Genomic DNA, 18,888 nt, shown 5'->3' on the forward strand with positions numbered 1-18,888 from the left:
TATGAAAATTACCTCTTAGCCTTTCAGCCAGCCCTGTTAGTTGCTTTCCTTACTTGTTCCGTATCCTTTTACGATACCTCTAGGAGAGTTTTGGATAAACTGAAGAATCTCATCTCTTTCAGCAGTAGGCAGCATTTCTTTTTCAATGTAAGCGAGTGCCTGGGAAACGTTCATCTTCATCTGGAAAATAGCTCTGTAAATCTTTTGAATTTCAAAGATTTTTTCATTAGAAAAACCTCTTCTTCTTAAACCAACAGAATTAATACCGGCATATGAGATAGGATCTCTTGCTACTTTTACATAAGGAGGGATATCTTTTCTGATCAGAGATCCACCTGAAATCATCGTATGTTTTCCGATCTTACCAAACTGCTGAACTGCGGATAATCCTCCCATTACTGTAAAGTCACCTATTTCCACATGTCCTGCAATACCGCATCCATTCGCTATAATTACATTATCTCCTATAATACAGTCATGAGCGACATGCGAAGTTGCCATAATCAGGCAGTTACTTCCTACCTTGGTATATCCCAGAGCCTTAGTTCCTCTGTTAACGGTTACACATTCTCTCAGAGTAGTATTATCTCCAATAATTGTCTGGGTATCCTCACCATCGAACTTCAGATCCTGAGGAATTGCAGAAATTACAGTTCCGGGAAAGATCTTACAATCTTTTCCGATTCTTGCTCCATCCATAATGGTTACGTTAGGTCCGATCCAGGTTCCCTCTCCGATTTCCACGTCTCCTGCGATTGTAGTAAATGGTTCTACAATTACGTTTTTGCTGATTTTCGCTCGTTTATCTACGGCTGCTAATTGATGAATCATTTAATCAACTTTATTTTTTGCAACTTGAGCCATTAGCTCTGCTTCTACTGCCACTGTATCTCCTACATATCCATATCCCTGCATGTGAACGATACCTCTTCTGATAGGCTCTATCAATTCTATTTTGAAAATGATAGTATCTCCCGGAACTACTTTTCTTTTGAACTTCACTTTATCAATTTTAATAAAATAAGTAGAGTAATTTTCAGGATCCGGAACACTTGCCAATACCAGAATTCCTCCTGTCTGTGCCAACGCTTCTACTTGCAATACTCCCGGCATTACGGGTTCTTTAGGAAAATGTCCCACAAAGAATGGTTCATTCATTGTTACATTTTTCAAGCCTACTACATGAGAGTCTGAAAGTTCAAGAACTTTATCAATCAACAAGAACGGAGGTCTGTGAGGCATAAGCTTCATAATTCCATTGATATCAAAAACCGGTTCTTTGGTCAGGTCAAAATCCGGAACATTTTTCTTTTTCTGCAGCTTCCACTGACGGTTCAGTTTTTTGGCAAACTGAGTATTTACATAATGTCCGGGTTTATTGGCTATAACTTTTCCTTTTATTTTTACTCCTGCCAATGCCAGGTCACCAATTACATCCAGTAATTTGTGTCTTGCAGCTTCGTTAGGATAGTTTAAGTTAAGATTATCAAGAATACCATTTGGTCTGATTGATACATTATCTTTTCCAAAGGCTTTCTTTAATTTTTCTGTAGTTTCAGGGGTAAGATCTTTATCAACGTATACAATAGCGTTAGAGATATCTCCACCTTTAATAAGCCCATGATCCAAAAGCATTTCCAGCTCATGTAAAAAGCTGAATGTTCTCGCTGAAGAAATTTCGTCTTTAAACTCAGAAATATTTTTAAGGGTAGCATTTTGAGTTCCCAGAACTTTGGTACCAAAATCTACCATTGTAGTGACTTCATATGTATCTGAAGGAATGATTGTGATTTCCGAACCGGTAGCCGGATCACTGTACGTAAGGACTTCTTTTACAACCAGGTATTCTCTGGCAACGTTCTGGTCTGTTACTCCCACGCTTTCTATAGCTTCTACAAAGTATTTTGAAGATCCATCCAAAATAGGCGGCTCAGAGGCATCCATTTCTAAAATGGCATTATCAATATCACAACCTACCAAAGCTGCTAAAAGATGCTCACATGTGGTAATTTTTACCCCTAATTTTTCTAATGTTGTTCCTCTTTCTGTTGCTACAACATAATTTACATCGGCTTCTACCTGAGGGCTTCCCTCAAGGTCCGTTCTTACAAATACAAAACCTGTATTTTCTTTTGCAGGCTTAATGGTAAGTTTTACTTCTTTACCTGTATGAAGTCCAATTCCAGAAAGAGTTACCTCTTGCTGAAGTGTTTTTTGCATATCACTCATTAGGATTATCTTTTGAGTTATTCTCAAGATTATTTATTCTGCTTACTATTTCAGTGAAGTTTCGGAAATGAACATAGTTTCTCAAATAGTCATTATAACTGATTGCTGGTGAACCATACAGTGTTTCTTTATCATCAACACTTGAATTCACCCCGCTCTGAGCCTGGATTTTAACCTGATTTCCTATTTTAATATGTCCAACAATTCCTACCTGTCCTCCTATCTGATTCCAGTCACCAATTGTAGTTGAACCGGCAATTCCCGCTTGTGCAGCAATCACATTATTCTGGCCTATTTTTACATTATGGGCGATCTGAATAAGATTATCGATTTTTGTTCCTTTTCCTATGATTGTTGAACCTATTGTTGCCCTGTCAATACTACAGTTCGAACCGATCTCAACATCGTCTTCAATAATAACATTACCCAACTGGGGAATCTTCTTGAACCCTTCGGCGGTGGGCTGGAAACCAAAACCATCTCCTCCTACTACTGTATTAGAATGAATCACACAATTATCTCCGATAATGCAATAGTCATAAATTCTGGCACCACTGTCAATTTTGCAGTTTTTTCCAATTTTCACTCCTTTTCCGATATACACATGTGGATAGATCTGTGAACCCTCGCCGATTTTAGCTTTTTCTGAAACATAGGTAAATGCTCCAATATAGGTTTTATCCCCAATTATTGCGGTGTCGTGAATAGATGAGCCATCTTCAATCCCTTCTTTTCTTCCTTTCATTTCCTGATACAGATTCATCAGGATCTGAAATGAAAGATAGGCATCTTTTACAACAATTAAAGTTGGGTTATAATTTTCTTTAACTAAAAGTTTTTCTGATACGATGATAACAGAGCATTTTGAGGTATCCAAAAAATGAGAAAACCTATCTTGTGCTATAAAAGAAAGATGTCCTGATTCCCCATTTTCGATTGGTGAAACCCCAGTAATAAGTGCATTCTCGTCACCTATTATTTTTCCGTCAATAAAACTTGCAATTTGCGAAGCTGTAAATTCCATATTCTGCAAAGATAAGAAATTCTATAATTTGCAAACATTTTTTGGTTTCAGATCGTAAATTTTAATATTCTTTAAGAAATTTATCGGGATAGTTCTCTGGGAAACATCAGGATATGTCTTGTTGTTTTATTTACTAACAAGCCTGATAAAAGCTGATCTTCCGACTCATGAAGCCTCGTTCTCTTACCGTTTTTCTGCAACAAATAGATGGGCTGTTTCTCGGCATTGTAAGGAAGAAGCTTCCTTTTGATTTCATGAACCAGTTCTTCTCCGTTATCAATTCCGAAAAATTCATTGGTATTTTTTATTTTTTCTTCAATAATTTCCGGATTGAACGGATGTGATGAAATAACTGTTTTCGGCAGATTTCTCTGGATCACGCATTTACACCAGTAAGACAAGACAAAGTCTCCGGAATTTTGCCATTCTTTCATGGCCTGGATAATATCATTATCATCAAGTTTTGTAAACCTTTCTATGTCTTCATCTGTCGCCATACTTTTTCCCCGGTATAGAAAATATTCCAGGTTTTCAGTTGCCGGAAGCTTAACTCCTTCAGAAATCAGATATTTTGCTCTTTCCAGGATCTTCACCAACAGGAATTCTGCTAATGCAGATGTTTTATGATAATACACCTGCCAGTACATAAACATTCTGGCTGTCAGAAAATTTTCAATAGAATAAATTCCTTTTGCATCGATTACCAGTTCACCTTCTTCACAAGTATTCATCATAGAAATAATTCTTTGTGTATTAATATTTCCTTCTGAAACCCCAGTGAAAAAACTATCTCTCTTCAGATAATCCAAACGGTCTACATCCAGCTGAGACGAAATGAGCTGATTGAAAAATTTCCTATGATATTTCCCCTGAAACATTTCAATAGCCGTTGAAAGCTCACCCTTAAATTCTTCATTAAGCTTATTCATCAACAACAGTGAAAGATTTTCATGGTGCCAGTCATCCATCAGCATACTTTCCAATGCATGCGAAAAAGGGCCATGACCGATATCATGCATCAATATAGCCAGCATAGCTCCTTTCTCCTCTTCTTCGGAAATTTTCACGCCTTTCTGCTTTAGTGTTTCCAGAGCTGTAAACATCAAATGCATCGCCCCTAAAGCATGATGGAATCTTGTATGGGTTGCACCGGGAAAAATCAAGTTCAAAAGTCCGGTCTGACCTATTCTTCTCAATCTTTGAAAATAAGGATGTTCAATGATATCAAATAAAATTTCGTGTGGTATTTTAATAAACCCATGAACAGGATCGTTGATGATTTTTAGCTTATTCTGCATTGGAAACGTCGGAATTAGTAAACAAAGTTAGGGATTTTATATTTTAAAGGATCATTAAATTACCATTAAGGCTGTTCCAACATTTTATTTATTGGGAGACCATCTCATTTCAATATTTTTACCAAACTATTATTTTTTTAGTTTTAAAAATTTTATCTTTGAAGAAAACACAATAACCTTTAATGAGAATACTTTCACTCACTTTCTTCTTATTTTTCAATTTACATTTTTCTGCACAGATCCTGTCTCAAAATCAAAAACTGGAATCTTTGTGCAGAATCTGGGGGTTTTTAAAATATTATCATCCTAATGTAGCAAAAGGAAACTTTGAGTGGGATCAACAGCTTCTTAGGAAAATCAGTGAAGTTGAAAGTGTTCATGATAAAACAGAATTAAACGTCTTATATCTTAACTGGATTGAAAGTCTCGGACAAATTGATATCTGTAAACCATGTTCAAAAGAAGATGATAATACTTATTTTGAAAAAAATCTTGATCTGTCATGGATGAGCAATTCTAATGTGTTCAATGCCGAGGTCAGCCGGAAACTTCATAATATCCAAAACAACCGGAATACCGGAACCAATCATTATCTTGGTAAAAGCGGAAGAAAGGTTTATTTCAGGAATGAAAATTCATATGGTTCAAAATTCACTTCAACAGCCATCGGTTTACTGGAGCTTTTCAGGTATTGGAACTATGTAGAATATTTTTTCCCTTACAAATATCAAACAGATCAGAACTGGAATGATACTTTGACAGAAATGATCCCAAAATTCCTGGCTGTATCTAATGATGAAACTTATCATCTGGCCCTGGCTGAACTTGTTACTAAAACAGATGATTCTCATGCATTTTTATACTCAACACTCATCAGCCTTAATCAATATGGCAATAAAAAAGTCCCGGTGGAATACCTTTATGCAGAGGGCAAACTGGTCATTACCAGGGTAAATGCGACCAGATTCAACGAAAGTGTTCCTTTGTATGCCGGTGACGTGATTTATGATATTGATGGAAGAACTATTCCTCAAATAATCAATAGCTTCGGAAAATATATTCCTGCCTCTAATTCGTGGGGCAAGGAAAAAAAAGCAAAAAATCTTTTTCTATTCAGTAACAGAGATTCAATTTCTGTAAAAGTTGAAAGAAACGGACAAAATATTTCTGTTACTGCAAAGACCTATTCTATCCCTGATATTATCCGTGAAAATATTCCTGTTCTTCAAAAGTGGAAATTTATGGATAATAAGAAAAAAACCGGCTATGTCAATATGGGGATTATAGAACAGGAGGATCTGGGTGAGATGTACAGCAATTTAAAATCCGCAGAATCTATCATTTTTGACCTTAGAAACTATCCTAAACAGACGATCATTCCATTAAGCCATATTCTGCTTCCGGGAGCAAGTATTTATTATCAGTTTACTTTTCCCGACATCAGTTATCCGGGTAGATTTTATAGCAGGAAAAACAGCATTGGCAAAAAAAACAAGCACTATTATAAAGGAAATGTTATTATTTTAGTTGATGAAAATACCCAAAGTCAGGCAGAAACAACTACAATGATGTTAAAACAACATCCAAAATCCACCGTAATCGGAAGCAATACGTCAGGAGCAAACGGAGATATTATCAGATTTAAGATTGCTGATCTGGAAACCTGTTTCACAGGGCTTGGAGCTTATTATCCTGATGGCAGGGAAACTCAAAGAATCGGTATTGTCCCGGATATTATCGTAAAGCCAACTATCAATGGGATTAAAAAAGGGATGGATGAGGTCCTGGAAAGGGCTTTACTTTTTATAAAGACCAATGAATAACCTCATGAAAAAGTAAATGATTACCTGAGGTTTCATTTAACTAATATTTAACTTTTAATCTTTCGATTTTGTGAGATTTTAAAAGCATTTGGTCAACATTTTGATACAATAATCATGTAAAAAATAAATTATGTCAGAAAAGATATTATGGATCGATGATGAAATAGATTTACTTAAACCTCATATCGTATTTTTAGAAAAAAAGGGTTATCAGATAACCCCTGTTAATAATGTGAACGAGGCTTTGGAACTTATGGATTCAGAGAAATTTGCATTAACATTAATTGATGAAAATATGCCTGGGATTTCAGGCCTTGAAGCTATTCCCATGATTAAGGATAAGGATAATTCCCTTAAAATAGTTATGGTGACCAAAAGTGAAGAAGAACACATTATGGAGGAAGCAATTGGCTCCCAAATTGCCGATTACATTCTGAAACCTGTGAATCCTAATCAGATATTGCTTTCACTAAAGAAAAACCTTCAGCAGGATAATCTGGTTGAGCAGAAAACGATTTTGCAATACCAGCAAGAGTTCAGAAACCTTTCTATGGAACTGTCTTATCTTAAAACGTATCAGGACTGGGCAGAGTACTATAAAAAAATTCTGAGTTGGGAAATAAAATTTGATAAAGTAGCAGACAATGAATTTGCAGATCTGTTACAGTCTCAGAAAGAGGAAGCCAATATTCAGTTTGCCAAGTTTATTGAAAAAAATTATACAAGCTGGCTAACGGATTCTGAGAAGCCCATTATGAGCCATACTCTTTTTAAAGAAAAAGTAAAACCTGAAGTAGAAAAAGAAAAAGTATTACTCCTTATGGTAGACAACCTCCGTTATGATCAATGGAAAGTAGTGGAACCTCTGTTTACAAAATACTATAACAAAATTTCAGAAGATTATTATTACAGTATTCTTCCTACAGCAACACAGTATGCCAGAAACTCTTTCTTTGCCGGCCTGATGCCATCAGAAATCGAGAAACGTTTTCCTGATAAATGGTTCAATGACAATGAAGAAGGAAATAAAAATGAATTTGAACGTGATTTTCTGGAAGATCAGATGAAGAGAATCGGTTTGGGCTCAAAATCTATGAAATACCTTAAAGTTCTGAATGCTGATTTTGAAAGGAAAATTTATGATGATTTCAATCAGCACAAAAACAATGACTTGCTGGTGATTGTATATAACTTTATTGATATCCTGTCTCATGCAAAAACAGATAATCACATTGTAGACCAGCTTATCAGGGATGACAAAACATTCCGTTCTCTGACACTCAACTGGTTTGAAAACTCTTCATTGATGAAAATTATAAAAGCTGCTGCTGAAAATGGTTATAAGCTGATTATCACAACAGATCACGGAACAGTGTATGTAAAAAAACCGAGCAAAGTTGTGGGAGACAGAGAAACATCAACCAATATCCGTTATAAAACAGGAAAGAGTTTAACTTATGACGACAGTGATGTATGGGCAATTACCAATCCTGAAAAACTATTCTTGCCTAAAGGTAACCTGAGTTCAAAATATATCTTTGCCAAAAACAATATTTTCCTGGCTTATCCAAAGAATTACAATCATTTTGTAAATTACTATAAAGAAACTTATCAGCATGGAGGGATCTCACTTGAAGAGTGTATCATTCCCATCAGTATTTTAGAGCCCAAGTAGTTTTTTTCATAGTTTATTTATTTTTGGGTTTAGAAGCGGAAAAAATCTCTTGATTTTTTCCGCTTCTTTTTTAAGTTTATATCTTCGTAAAAAATAAATTCATGTTTATTATTTCACTCACCTATAAAAGCTCTATTGAAAATATAGAACTGCTTATCCCATCACACAATACTTTTCTGGAAAAACACTATCATGCGGGCCGGTTTATAGCTTCAGGAAGAAAGGAGCCGAGAACAGGAGGTATTATCATTGCCAATGCAGAATCCAGAACTGAACTGGAGCAGATCATTCGTGAAGATCCTTTTTATATTCATCAGGTAGCTGATTATGAAATCACAGAGTTTATTCCTTCCAAATACAATGAAAATTTTAAATCTTTTATCAAAAACAAATGAGATTAATTACTTATAACGTTAACGGGATCAGGGCTGCATTTACTAAAGATTTTCTGGGATGGTTAAGAACAGTTGATCCGGATATTATCTGTATACAGGAAAGTAAAGCGGGAAACGACCAGATAGACATCGAAAGTCTTGAAAAATTAGGTTACCATAGTTATTGGCACTCAGCAGTAAGAAAAGGCTACAGCGGGGTTGGAATTGCCTCAAAAATAAAACCTAATCATGTAGAGTACGGCTGTGGCATTGAAAGCTATGACAATGAAGGCAGAATTATCCGTGCTGATTATGACAGTTTTTCTTCGATTTCGGTGTATGTTCCTTCTGCTTCGAATATTGAAAGGCTGGATTTTAAGATGCAGTTTTGTCGTGATTTTTTAGATTATATCAAAAATTTAAAAAAGGATATCCCTAATCTTATCATATCAGGTGATTTTAATATTTGCCATGAAGCTATTGATATTCATGATCCTGTTCGTTTAAAGAATGTTTCGGGGTTTCTTCCTATGGAAAGAGAATGGATGACTGATTTCATCAATGAATGTGAATTGATTGACAGTTTCAGATTTTTCAATAATGAACCCGACAATTATACATGGTGGAGCTATCGGCAAAATTCACGGGCAAAAAATAAAGGCTGGAGATTAGATTATAACTTTACTTCCTATAACCTTAAGGATAAGCTAAGCCGGGCCGTTATTTTAAAAGAGGCAGTTCATTCGGACCACTGTCCTGCTTTACTTGAGCTTGATATATGACTTAAAACCGTATGAATACAAAAAGCCAGCTGGATTAGCTGGCTTTTTTAATTTAAATCATAAATTTAATCGACAATTTCATATTCCACCGGAATTGTACCATGACTGATATCTCCGATTTCATCGAACGCTGCTTTAGACATATCTAAAGATCTTGATGAATGGTAAGGTCCTCTGTCATTAATTCTCACTATTACTTCTTTACCATTTTTAAGGTTAGTTACCTTAATATTTGTTCCGAATGGAAGCGTTCTGTTTGCTGCAGTAAATTTCGAATTATCAAAAATTTCTCCGCTAGCGGTTTTTCTACCGTTAAATTTATCGTGGTAGTACGATGCATAACTTGTTTTTTTCGCATCTAAGGTATTAACTGTAAAAGAGTAAATACCTAGGGTTGAAATCATCATTATGATTACGAGAATGAATCTTTTCATCACTTTGAACTTTTATTGGTTTTGACGGAGCAAAAGTATCAGGAATCTTCTAAAGTCCACACTCCAATTGTTAAAAACAGTTAATAATAACTAAAACATTTGTTAAAAAAGCTTGTAACCTCCTATTAATAGGGAATTTAAAGAGTACTGTTAAAAAATGTTAAAAAAAAGAATTAAAAGTTAACAGAATTAACTAATTCATGCATAGTTATTACTTTATTTTTTCTTAATATGCTGATTTACAGCTTTAAAAAAAATAACCATTTTTTAAAGCTCCAGCGGACTCAATTTGTTGTATGATTCATTCGAATTACAATAATAATTTACTTTCGCCCATACATCAAATCTAAAACTTCATGCATAGGCTAAGTTTATATATAAAACAAGCTTACATATTTTATAAAGAAAAACCAATGAGCGAGCCCATTGGTTTTTTATATGTTATTAAAAATAATATTAAATTATTTCAGATACTCTAATACGTAATCGTAAGTATCAGCCGGATACACTACAGACATACTAGGGGAACCTGTAATAGCATTACCGGCAGTAGTTGCCACCGTATAAGAATATAAACTTCTGTCATACACTATGTTTGTTCCCGCTTTATATATTGTAATTCCATACATGGCAGTCATGCCTGAAGGTGCAGGAATGTTTACGGCTGTAGAAGTTCCACTTGCTGTAAAGGTTCCTTTAATAGCATATACCTGCTTGTTATCTACCAATGTATTAGTAGCGGTTTCTGTTGTAAAAACATTTACTTTACCTGCACCTCCCATTGGTACCCATCTACCATTAGTAATGTTACCTGGATTACCTGGATTGGAGAAATAATAGAATCCCGGAGCAACAGCTGTAGTTACTCCCTGGCCAGCTGCCGTATTACCTGTAGCTGTATTATATACTACCATACCATCAAAATCAGAAACAATGACAGTATTATCCATTGGAGAAGTATCAAAGGTGAAAGTAGTCAGATTGGTTCTAGGAAATCCTAATCCTCTACCATAGCTTTGGTTTGCTAATCCTTCAAAATTACTACCATCCATGAAGTAGTTTGTATTATTTAAAGTTGAGGTAACATTTCCGTTACTTATAATTTGAGCATTAACGTTTGCACTAAGGAACAATAATACACCGCCTGCTATATTTAAGAAAATATTTTTCATTTTAATTTATGTTTTTAATTAATTTCTACCTGAAACAAGATACCAATTTGTACCGTTGCTATAAAGCTGTACAGCAGCAATTCCCGTAAGAGAAGCCATACCTTTAGGAGTAGCAATCCCATCGGCACCTGCAAACTGTAAAGTACCACCTGTTTGGTTTCTTACATAAATTGTTCTTCCGTTATAAGCTGTAGGAGCCGGTAAAGAAAGTTGTGTTCCACTGGTAAATTCCCAGTAATCAAAGTTAGAATTTGTCCAGTCATAAGCAGTAGAAGCAGCTTGAGACAAGTTCAATCTGAACGGAGTAGCCGGAGCAGCTCCTCCTCCTAATGTTTTCCATGTAGCAGATGGAGCATCATAATAGTAGAACCCAACTGCTGTTACATTTGCAGTTTTGGTAGAAGCTGTACCATCTATAGTGGTTACAAAGGTAAGAGCTCCATTTTGGGGTACATCATAAGCAGCATCCTTAGCTACTAACTGAGCTCTTGTTAAACGAGGGACCAATACGGCATCAGGTCTTGAATTATCTGTAGTATTTGCTACTACATCTAATGTTGCAGCGGGTGTGGTTGTGTTAATCCCCACTCGCCCTTGCTGAGCCTTAGAAAGTGCCGATAGGCAAACAAGCATAGTTGCTGTTAATAAAAATTTTTTCATAAGTTTTTAAAGGTTTAATTACATTATTTTTCATCAATATTTCCCAATAGGAATATGTATCCCAACTTGTGATTAATATCTTGAAGCGAATATAATAAAATAATAGATTACTTTATTTTTTTAACTTCATTTCAACAAATAACTTATTGAAAATACATGATTTAAAAATATTGCTTGCGTTGCAAATTTAACACTTAATTTTGTAATGTTCAATATTTTACGAAAGAAAATTGATATTTTTTATCCCTAAACAAGGGTAAAAAACTGAAAATCAATAGATTAGATGATTTAAAATATATTAACTTCAATTAATATATTTTCCAGTTATTTTGTTAAATCATTAATAATCATACTTAATAATTTTCGTTACACGAGTTCTCCGTACAAATCAAATTCTTCGGCAGATGTAATCTTTACTTCAGCGAAATCTCCTATAGAAATATAAGTTTCTTCTGCCGAAACCAATACTGTATTATCCACATCCGGAGAATCATATTCTGTTCTTCCGATAAAATAGTTTCCTTCTTTCCGGTCAAAGATACATCTGAACACTTTACCTATTTTTTCCTGGTTTTTCTCCCAAGAGATTTGAGACTGTAATTCCATGATCTCTTCCACTCTTGCTTCTTTTACCTCTTGTGGAATATCATCTTCCAATACGTAAGCAGTCGTATTCTCTTCATGCGAATAGGTAAAACATCCTAATCTGTCAAATCTCTGAGCTTTAACCCAATCTTTAAGCTCCTTAAATCTTTCCTCAGTCTCTCCGGGATACCCAACAATAAGTGTTGTTCTGATTGCCATATCCGGAACTTTTTCCCTGAATTTTGCCAGAAGAGCATCAGTTTTTTCATGAGTGGTTCCTCTTTTCATTGATTTCAATAAATCTGAATTGATATGCTGAAGAGGAATATCTATATAGTTACAAACTTTAGGTTCTTCACGGATAATATCCAGGACATCTTCAGGAAACCCACTCGGAAAGGCGTAATGAAGGCGAATCCATTCTATCCCTTCTACTTTTACCAATTCTTTTAACAGGTCTCCAAGGGCACGTTTTTTATACAGATCCAGCCCATAATAAGTAAGGTCCTGAGCAATAAGAATTAACTCTTTTGTTCCTTTTTTTGCTAATTTCTGAGCTTCGGTAACTAACTTTTCGATAGGGGTTGAAATGTGCCCTCCTCTCATTAATGGGATTGCACAGAATGAACAGGGTCTGTCACATCCTTCTGAAATTTTGAGATAGGCATAGTGTTTAGGAGTTGTTGTTAACCTTTCACCCACCAACTCATGCTTATAATCTGCACCAAGATGTTTCAAAAGAACAGGAAGGTCCCTGGTACCAAAATATTGGTCTACATCCGGAATTTCTTTGATCAAATCTGGTTTATATCTTTCCGAAAGACAACCGGTGACAAATACCTTTTCAACTTCTCCTCTGTTTTTAGCCTCTACATAATCAAGAATTGTATTAATAGATTCTTCTTTAGCATTATCTATAAATCCACAGGTATTGATAACTACAATATCACCTCGGTCTTCATGAACCACCTCTTTGCCATTGGCTTTCAATTGGCTCATTAAAACTTCAGAATCATATACATTCTTGGAGCATCCAAGTGTGACTACATTGATTTTCTTCTTCCCTACAGATTTTGTACGCATCTTTTTGATTTTGAGTCTGCAAAGATACAAAATCTTAAAGACTAAAAATTAAAAAAAAATAAACCACCTTAAAAAGTGGTTTTCAGTAATATCATTAAAAGTTTTTTTCATTAAAGCCGGGTGCATTCTTATCCTTTTCGGACAACACGGCATCTTTTTTATCAATTTTCCAGTCGATATCGAGGTCAGGATCATCAAATTTTACACTTCCTTCGGACTCTTTATTATAAAAATTATCGCATTTATAGGAGAATACAGCATGTGTACTTAATACGGAAAATCCATGACCAAACCCTCTGGGAACATATAACTGTAATTTATTTTCTGCTGTAAGTTCAATGCCAAACCATTTCCCAAAAGTTGGAGAATCCTCTCTGAGATCTACTGCCACATCCCACACACTCCCTTCAAGACATGAAACCAATTTTGCCTGGGCATGCTCCCCCTTCTGAAGATGCAATCCTCTGAGGACACCATAGGAAGATTTGGAAACATTATCCTGAACAAAGTGTCCATTCATCCCGGTAAGCTCTTCAAACCGTTTTTCATTAAACTTTTCAAAAAAATATCCCCTACTGTCTTCAAAAATAGTAGGTTCTATAATATAGCAATCTTTAAGTGGGGTTTCTTTTATTTTCATCTTTTATTACACTAGTAAAATACTTTATTTAAAATTTACTTCCGTCTATATGCTTAGTGACTGTTCATGGTCAACACCACTTTAACGGTTTTCAAAAGTGTTATTAGATCCAGTTTAAAGCTATAATTTTTAATGTAATACAAATCATATTCTAATTTCTTCAGATTTTCTTTAGGTGTGGCTTTTGGCAAATGGACCTGTGCCCATCCGGTGACTCCCGGCTTTACCAAATGTCTTAAATCAAAATAAGCATTTTCTTTAATTGATTCTTCAACAAATTTGGGTCTTTCCGGCCTGGGTCCGATAAGACTCATATTACCATTCAGGACATTAAAAAGTTGGGGTAATTCGTCAATTTTAGTTATTCTTAAAATTTTACCTATTTTCAAAAGTCTGTCATCATTTTTTTTGGTAAAGTCTCCGTGATGATGCAATTTCATTGTCCTGATTTTATAAATCTTAAACGGAATGGAGTTTTTACCAACTCTTTTTTGAGTAAAGAAAACATTCCCCGGAGAACTTATGAAAATTAATAGGCATCCTAATGCAATCAGCGGCAAAGAAATTGGCAAAATGATCAAACTTACCAGCACATCAAATACACGCTTGAATATCTCATCGTGTCTGTTAAGTCCTATTGAAAAAATATTATCAGCGAAATATTCATTAGTTTCAAATTTAATTAAAGGGATCCTTTTATTTACAATCTCATAAAATTCCTGAGCTTCATATACTTTGACACCCTTTATCCTACTCTCAATTATTTCATTGGTAACTTTTTCTGAAACATGATTAATATTTGAAGTTTCGATGATTACAGTTTTAATTTTTAATTTTACAATATACTCTGAAATACTTCTCTTTTCTGTCTCTGTATTAAAGAAAATAACTTTATTATTTTCAACAAAATGTGTTTCCTTAAGTAATTTATAAGAGATGTCACTAACATTTACAAAAAGAAGTCTTTTAGTTGCAGTTGATAATTTGGAAATGTTCATCATTTTGTGTTATACATATACAAATCCATATATTTATTATACATTTTTCCAATCGTAAATTTACTTTCGAAAATCTGTCTGGAATTTTCCGCAAATTTCTCATAAATATTTTGATTAGCAAGTATAAAAGTAATAGAATTTACAATTTCAGGCAAATTTTCATTAGAAACCAGCAATCCATTTTCATCCAATAACTCAGAGATTCCTCCTACATTAGAAGCAACAATAGGTTTTGAGTAACATAAAGCTTCTATCAGAGACATAGGGAGTCCCTCATAATCAGATAACAAAAGAGCCAGATCAGCATATTTATAATATTCATGAGCATTTTCCTTTTCTCCCATCATCATTACATTTTCAGGAATTTCAGAAATCTTTTCTTTATTACCGATCCACACAAACTGATAATCAGGTAATTTATCTGCAACCTTACAAAATAAATCAAATCTTTTCGGCGGAGCCAATCGGGATATTGAAAGAATTATTTTCTTTCCTGTGTTTTTTATTTTACTTAAAATATTTTCAGATTCCGTTTCTAGATCTCTTACAGCAAAATCCTCAATACCATTCCTAACCAGGTAAACATTGTCTTTTATTTTTTCGTTCAACAGATTGACAGTATCATATTGACTTACACTAACTATAGCCCTGCACTTTCTCTTTAGCGCCTTTTCTAAAGGCAAAAACTTTCTGTAGCGTAATCGTATTGAATCAAAGCCATGTATGGTATATACTATTTTTGATTTAGGAAAACATAATCTGCCCAGAATTCCAATTTTTGATGAATGCAGATGAACCACATCCGGTTTAATCTTTTTGTAGATATCAACTAATTCCTTAACAACTAAAATATCATCAATTCCTATCGAATGTTTAAGGTTTTTCAGTTTTATCTGTACCGCATCTTTATGTAATAAATTCCACATCTCTCCATGTGAAGATGATGCTACAAAAACTTCATGGTTCTGTTCAATTGACTTCCTTGCCAGGTTTATTACTACAGATTGTGCCCCTCCCAACTCCGCAAGTGTAATGACATGTAAAATTTTCATTCTAGTGGGTCAATTTTATATTTTGTATTTTTTTAATACTTCTTTCAAAATCCTGTTGCTTTTGTACATTGTCTATGTTAATTCCGGAAAAAGTAATGTTCACCCGATGAGTCTGTGGAGTTTTCCAGTATGCAACATCCCTGCTTGATTTCCAGTTGGCATTTCTTATAATAATGTTTCCTGTAGCGTCAAATCTGTCCTGAGTTACATTTAAAGATGTCAAAAAGCCATGTCTGGACCCAATATCCGTATGTCCGTCAATAAAAATATTGGTAGATTTAGCATTCTTAATATCGTTGGTACTTAAACCATTAAGATTAACAGAGATTCCTGCTGCTCCATTATTGTAGGTGCAAACATTGTTAATCATAATATTTTCAAGTGTATCTTTATCCCAGCTGGGTTCAATATCGATACCTGATTCGGGATCATGTCCAAATGTATTTGAAATCAAAATATTTTGAACTTTTATATTCTTTCCTGATGTAATGGAAATTCCGTTTCGTCTTGCAACATCAATCCAACCTCCATTAACGGTTACATTTTCAGAAAAACCTCCATTTTCAGAACCAATAAAAATTCCATCTCCATAGGTATCTGTTATTTTAGGGTTTACAATTTTTATATTTTTAGAGTTTAAAACAGAAATACCAGCACTCCATTGTCCACTTTGCTCAAGCTTACTATTTCTACTTCCGACAATTATAGGATTTATTACTTCTACATCATGAGCTTCATATATTTTCACCACATCTGAATAGCTCCCGTTGGCAGGTCCTAAAAACTTGATTTTGGTATTTTTCTGAAAAAGTATTTTTTTGCCTGAGCCTATCTTAAGACCATTTTTATTAATCAGTATGGTTGCATTGGGCAATAAAATATTTGTATAGGTATCAATCACTTTTTGGATTGTCATTGTATGATCATCACCTTTTAATATTTCAGGTCTCACAATATATAGATTATCCTTTGTATAATAAGAACTATTATAATCAGGAGAATAATATTTTTTAACAACCTGTTGGGAAACTGCTTTGGTTGAGAATCCTTGTGCAATACCTTCACAACTCAATAGTATGAATCCTAATGATATTTTAAGAAAAAATAAATGAAAAAAATCTTTATACATCATTGCATTTATATATAAAATTTATAGTTTTTTTTCTCAATCTTGATATCATTTCTATTTTGGATCAGAAAGCTTTCATTTCCAAACAAATCAAACACAAAATATACTATACAAGATAACAAATATTTAGCAGAAAATATACAATAATCCTTTGAAAATTTATGCTTCTTAATCATATACCACACCCCTGGCAACCCTTTTAGATATTTTTTATAATATTTATCACCTATTTCTCTATAAAAAAGAAGAGGTTCACCAATAACTTTAAAAATATATTTATCTGCTGTTCTTAGCCATAGTTCTGCATCTTCTATACGGACGGCATTTACATCGTAAGGATTGTTTTTAAACCAAATCGTTTTTGCCATTATCGTTGGATGTGAAAATGTATGAGTGCAGACCAACTGATCATCGGAAATATCTATTCTTTTTCCCGTCACATTATCATCCTCATCAATAGAATATATATTACTTCCTAAGACATCAATTTCAGGGTTACTTTTTAATATTTTAAGCTGATGTTCAATCCTTTTAGGGTGCATAATATCATCTGCATCCATTCTTGCTAAAAATTCAGTTTCAGCTATAAAAGGAATTTGATTTAAACGGTTCCCCAAATTAAGATTTTTACCATCTGATAAAATCCTTATTCTCTCATCATTCTGATATTTCTGCGCTATTTTTAAGGAAGAATCTGTAGAGCCATCATCTATTAGCAATAGAACGAAGTCTTTATATGTTTGAGATAAGACAGAAAGAATTGCTTGTTCGAGATATTCTTCAGCATTGTAAAATGGTATTGCAATAGTTACTTCTGTCATTTGCTATTGTTATAAATATTAAAGAAGACAAAAATAAATATAAAAAACATAACAGTAAGCATTCCATACTTTGAAGTATTCTTAATACTGAATAAGGGGGCCACTAGAAATGGTATTGTAATCCACGACATGATTCCCCACCGGTCTGAATAAGGGATCTGAAACATCATAAAAAACACCCCACTGATGAACATATAGTATTTTAAAAGTAATTTGTAATTCTCATTTTCATTTTTCAATAATTTATAATTAATTAAAGAAAAAATAATCAAAAATATTGTATTAAAAACAGCAAACTGAGCTTTAAATCCAACGACAAACTCTCCATCGGTTCCCTGGTCTTTCACATAAAAATCTGCCCGTTTACTGTCAATTACCAAGAAATAATTTAAAAAAGAGCCTAAGGATAAAATACTGCCCCCAACCGCTGATATTCCTAATAAAATAAAATACCATAAATAATAATAATTCAGGGTTATTCTTTTCAGTAATAAAATGATAAAAAATAAGAAAAGAATGATTGCAGAAGTTGCATGAAATCCTATCGCTACAATAAAAGGCAGCAGCCAGCTCTTGATATTATTCCTGTCTTTAATATAGTAACTGATAGCTAGCAGTACAAAGGCGAGGGATACCCCCTGCCTTATAATATTAATCCCGAGCTGAATAAAAAAGATAAGGCTTACAAAAGCAAAACCTACTAAAAGAAAGTTAGCCTCAAAGTTCTTTATGTAAATATTAATACTCCAAAAAATAATAGAGACATATAATAAACTTACTGCGAATAAAAAATAGTGATAGTTTTCTGTAAAAAAATGAGTCAGAATGATGAAGTATTTAAAGGCAACCTGAATACCAAAATCAACATTTGAATAGGTAAGAAACTGCCATTTATACATTTCTGTATCTGATCCTATATCCGAATCTCTAAAACCGAAGACAACAGCAATAATTATAAATAACAGGAATGTAACAAACCGGGAAATATTGTTATAATTCTTCTTTTTAATATCTATATACATAGAAAAAATAAACGCTGCAACAGCAAATACAAAGTATATGATATAGTACTTTAAATTAAAAATATCCATCAACCTTATCTTAAAAAC

The 18,888-nt window shown here is 33.9% G+C and carries 18 protein-coding genes; 4 read left to right on the forward strand and 14 right to left on the reverse strand.

What is annotated here, in order from left to right:
• Positions 1-36 precede the first annotated feature (36 nt).
• The 4 genes from lpxA to DRF59_RS15255 all read right to left on the reverse strand — a co-directional run bounded on the left by lpxA (position 37) and on the right by DRF59_RS15255 (position 4,551).
• Positions 37-831 carry an acyl-ACP--UDP-N-acetylglucosamine O-acyltransferase gene (lpxA, locus tag DRF59_RS15240; RefSeq protein WP_115961990.1) on the reverse strand — a complete coding sequence of 265 codons (795 nt, stop codon included), beginning with the start codon at positions 829-831 and terminating at the stop codon, positions 37-39.
• The gene (locus DRF59_RS15245; RefSeq protein ID WP_115961993.1) at positions 832-2,229 is read right to left on the reverse strand and encodes a bifunctional UDP-3-O-[3-hydroxymyristoyl] N-acetylglucosamine deacetylase/3-hydroxyacyl-ACP dehydratase; all 1,398 of its coding nucleotides are present in this window, start codon (positions 2,227-2,229) and stop codon (positions 832-834) included.
• Positions 2,222-3,253, reverse strand: coding sequence for a UDP-3-O-(3-hydroxymyristoyl)glucosamine N-acyltransferase (lpxD, locus tag DRF59_RS15250; RefSeq protein WP_115961996.1), 1,032 nt, complete (start codon positions 3,251-3,253; stop codon positions 2,222-2,224). The genes DRF59_RS15245 and lpxD overlap by 8 nt, the downstream gene beginning before the upstream one ends.
• Before the next feature lie 80 nt (positions 3,254-3,333).
• Positions 3,334-4,551 carry an HD domain-containing protein gene (locus DRF59_RS15255; protein WP_115961999.1) on the reverse strand — a complete coding sequence of 406 codons (1,218 nt, stop codon included), beginning with the start codon at positions 4,549-4,551 and terminating at the stop codon, positions 3,334-3,336.
• A 182-nt stretch (positions 4,552-4,733) separates the two neighbouring features.
• Between DRF59_RS15255 and DRF59_RS15260 the strand changes: the two genes are divergently transcribed.
• From DRF59_RS15260 to DRF59_RS15275, 4 genes are all read left to right on the forward strand, one after another.
• Positions 4,734-6,374, forward strand: coding sequence for a S41 family peptidase (locus DRF59_RS15260; protein WP_115962002.1), 1,641 nt, complete (start codon positions 4,734-4,736; stop codon positions 6,372-6,374).
• 130 nt (positions 6,375-6,504) lie between these two features.
• Positions 6,505-8,049, forward strand: coding sequence for a T9SS response regulator signal transducer PorX (gene porX, locus DRF59_RS15265; RefSeq protein WP_115962005.1), 1,545 nt, complete (start codon positions 6,505-6,507; stop codon positions 8,047-8,049).
• Between the two features lie 101 nt (positions 8,050-8,150).
• Positions 8,151-8,444 (forward strand): YciI family protein, encoded by a 294-nt coding sequence (locus DRF59_RS15270; RefSeq protein WP_115962008.1) that lies wholly within the window; start codon positions 8,151-8,153, stop codon positions 8,442-8,444.
• Entirely contained in the window at positions 8,441-9,205 is a 765-nt protein-coding gene (locus DRF59_RS15275; RefSeq protein ID WP_115962010.1) for an exodeoxyribonuclease III, read from the forward strand. Before DRF59_RS15270 ends, DRF59_RS15275 begins: the two co-directional genes overlap by 4 nt.
• 65 nt (positions 9,206-9,270) lie before the next feature.
• On the opposite strand, the gene DRF59_RS15280 is transcribed toward DRF59_RS15275, so the two are convergent.
• From DRF59_RS15280 to DRF59_RS15325, 10 genes are all read right to left on the reverse strand, one after another.
• On the reverse strand, positions 9,271-9,642 hold the full coding sequence (locus DRF59_RS15280; protein ID WP_115962013.1) for a septal ring lytic transglycosylase RlpA family protein: 372 nt from the start codon (positions 9,640-9,642) through the stop codon (positions 9,271-9,273).
• Positions 9,643-10,100: 458 nt separating this feature from the next.
• The gene (locus DRF59_RS15285) at positions 10,101-10,811 is read right to left on the reverse strand and encodes a hypothetical protein (protein WP_115962016.1); all 711 of its coding nucleotides are present in this window, start codon (positions 10,809-10,811) and stop codon (positions 10,101-10,103) included.
• Positions 10,812-10,829: 18 nt separating this feature from the next.
• Positions 10,830-11,471 (reverse strand): hypothetical protein, encoded by a 642-nt coding sequence (locus tag DRF59_RS15290; protein WP_123873700.1) that lies wholly within the window; start codon positions 11,469-11,471, stop codon positions 10,830-10,832.
• Between the two features lie 366 nt (positions 11,472-11,837).
• Complete coding sequence (gene rimO, locus DRF59_RS15295) at positions 11,838-13,139, reverse strand: 30S ribosomal protein S12 methylthiotransferase RimO (RefSeq protein WP_115962023.1); 1,302 nt, start codon at positions 13,137-13,139, stop codon at positions 11,838-11,840.
• A 94-nt stretch (positions 13,140-13,233) separates the two neighbouring features.
• A complete protein-coding gene (gene rfbC / locus DRF59_RS15300; RefSeq protein ID WP_115962026.1) occupies positions 13,234-13,779 on the reverse strand; it encodes a dTDP-4-dehydrorhamnose 3,5-epimerase in 546 nt (181 codons plus the stop codon).
• A gap of 53 nt (positions 13,780-13,832) precedes the next feature.
• Positions 13,833-14,780, reverse strand: a complete 948-nt coding sequence (locus tag DRF59_RS15305; protein WP_241505608.1) for a sugar transferase — start codon at positions 14,778-14,780, stop codon at positions 13,833-13,835.
• Positions 14,777-15,829 carry a glycosyltransferase gene (locus DRF59_RS15310; protein ID WP_115962032.1) on the reverse strand — a complete coding sequence of 351 codons (1,053 nt, stop codon included), beginning with the start codon at positions 15,827-15,829 and terminating at the stop codon, positions 14,777-14,779. Before DRF59_RS15310 ends, DRF59_RS15305 begins: the two co-directional genes overlap by 4 nt.
• 1 nt (position 15,830) lies before the next feature.
• Entirely contained in the window at positions 15,831-16,961 is a 1,131-nt protein-coding gene (locus tag DRF59_RS15315; RefSeq protein WP_115962035.1) for a glycoside hydrolase family protein, read from the reverse strand.
• A 5-nt stretch (positions 16,962-16,966) separates the two neighbouring features.
• Positions 16,967-17,779 carry a glycosyltransferase family 2 protein gene (locus tag DRF59_RS15320; protein WP_115962038.1) on the reverse strand — a complete coding sequence of 271 codons (813 nt, stop codon included), beginning with the start codon at positions 17,777-17,779 and terminating at the stop codon, positions 16,967-16,969.
• Positions 17,776-18,870: an EpsG family protein gene (locus DRF59_RS15325; RefSeq protein ID WP_115962041.1), complete on the reverse strand. Its 1,095-nt coding sequence runs from the start codon at positions 18,868-18,870 to the stop codon at positions 17,776-17,778. Before DRF59_RS15325 ends, DRF59_RS15320 begins: the two co-directional genes overlap by 4 nt.
• Between the last annotated feature and the right edge of the window lie 18 nt (positions 18,871-18,888).

This window comes from Chryseobacterium flavum (genome assembly GCF_003385595.1).
Classification (GTDB): domain Bacteria; phylum Bacteroidota; class Bacteroidia; order Flavobacteriales; family Weeksellaceae; genus Chryseobacterium; species Chryseobacterium flavum.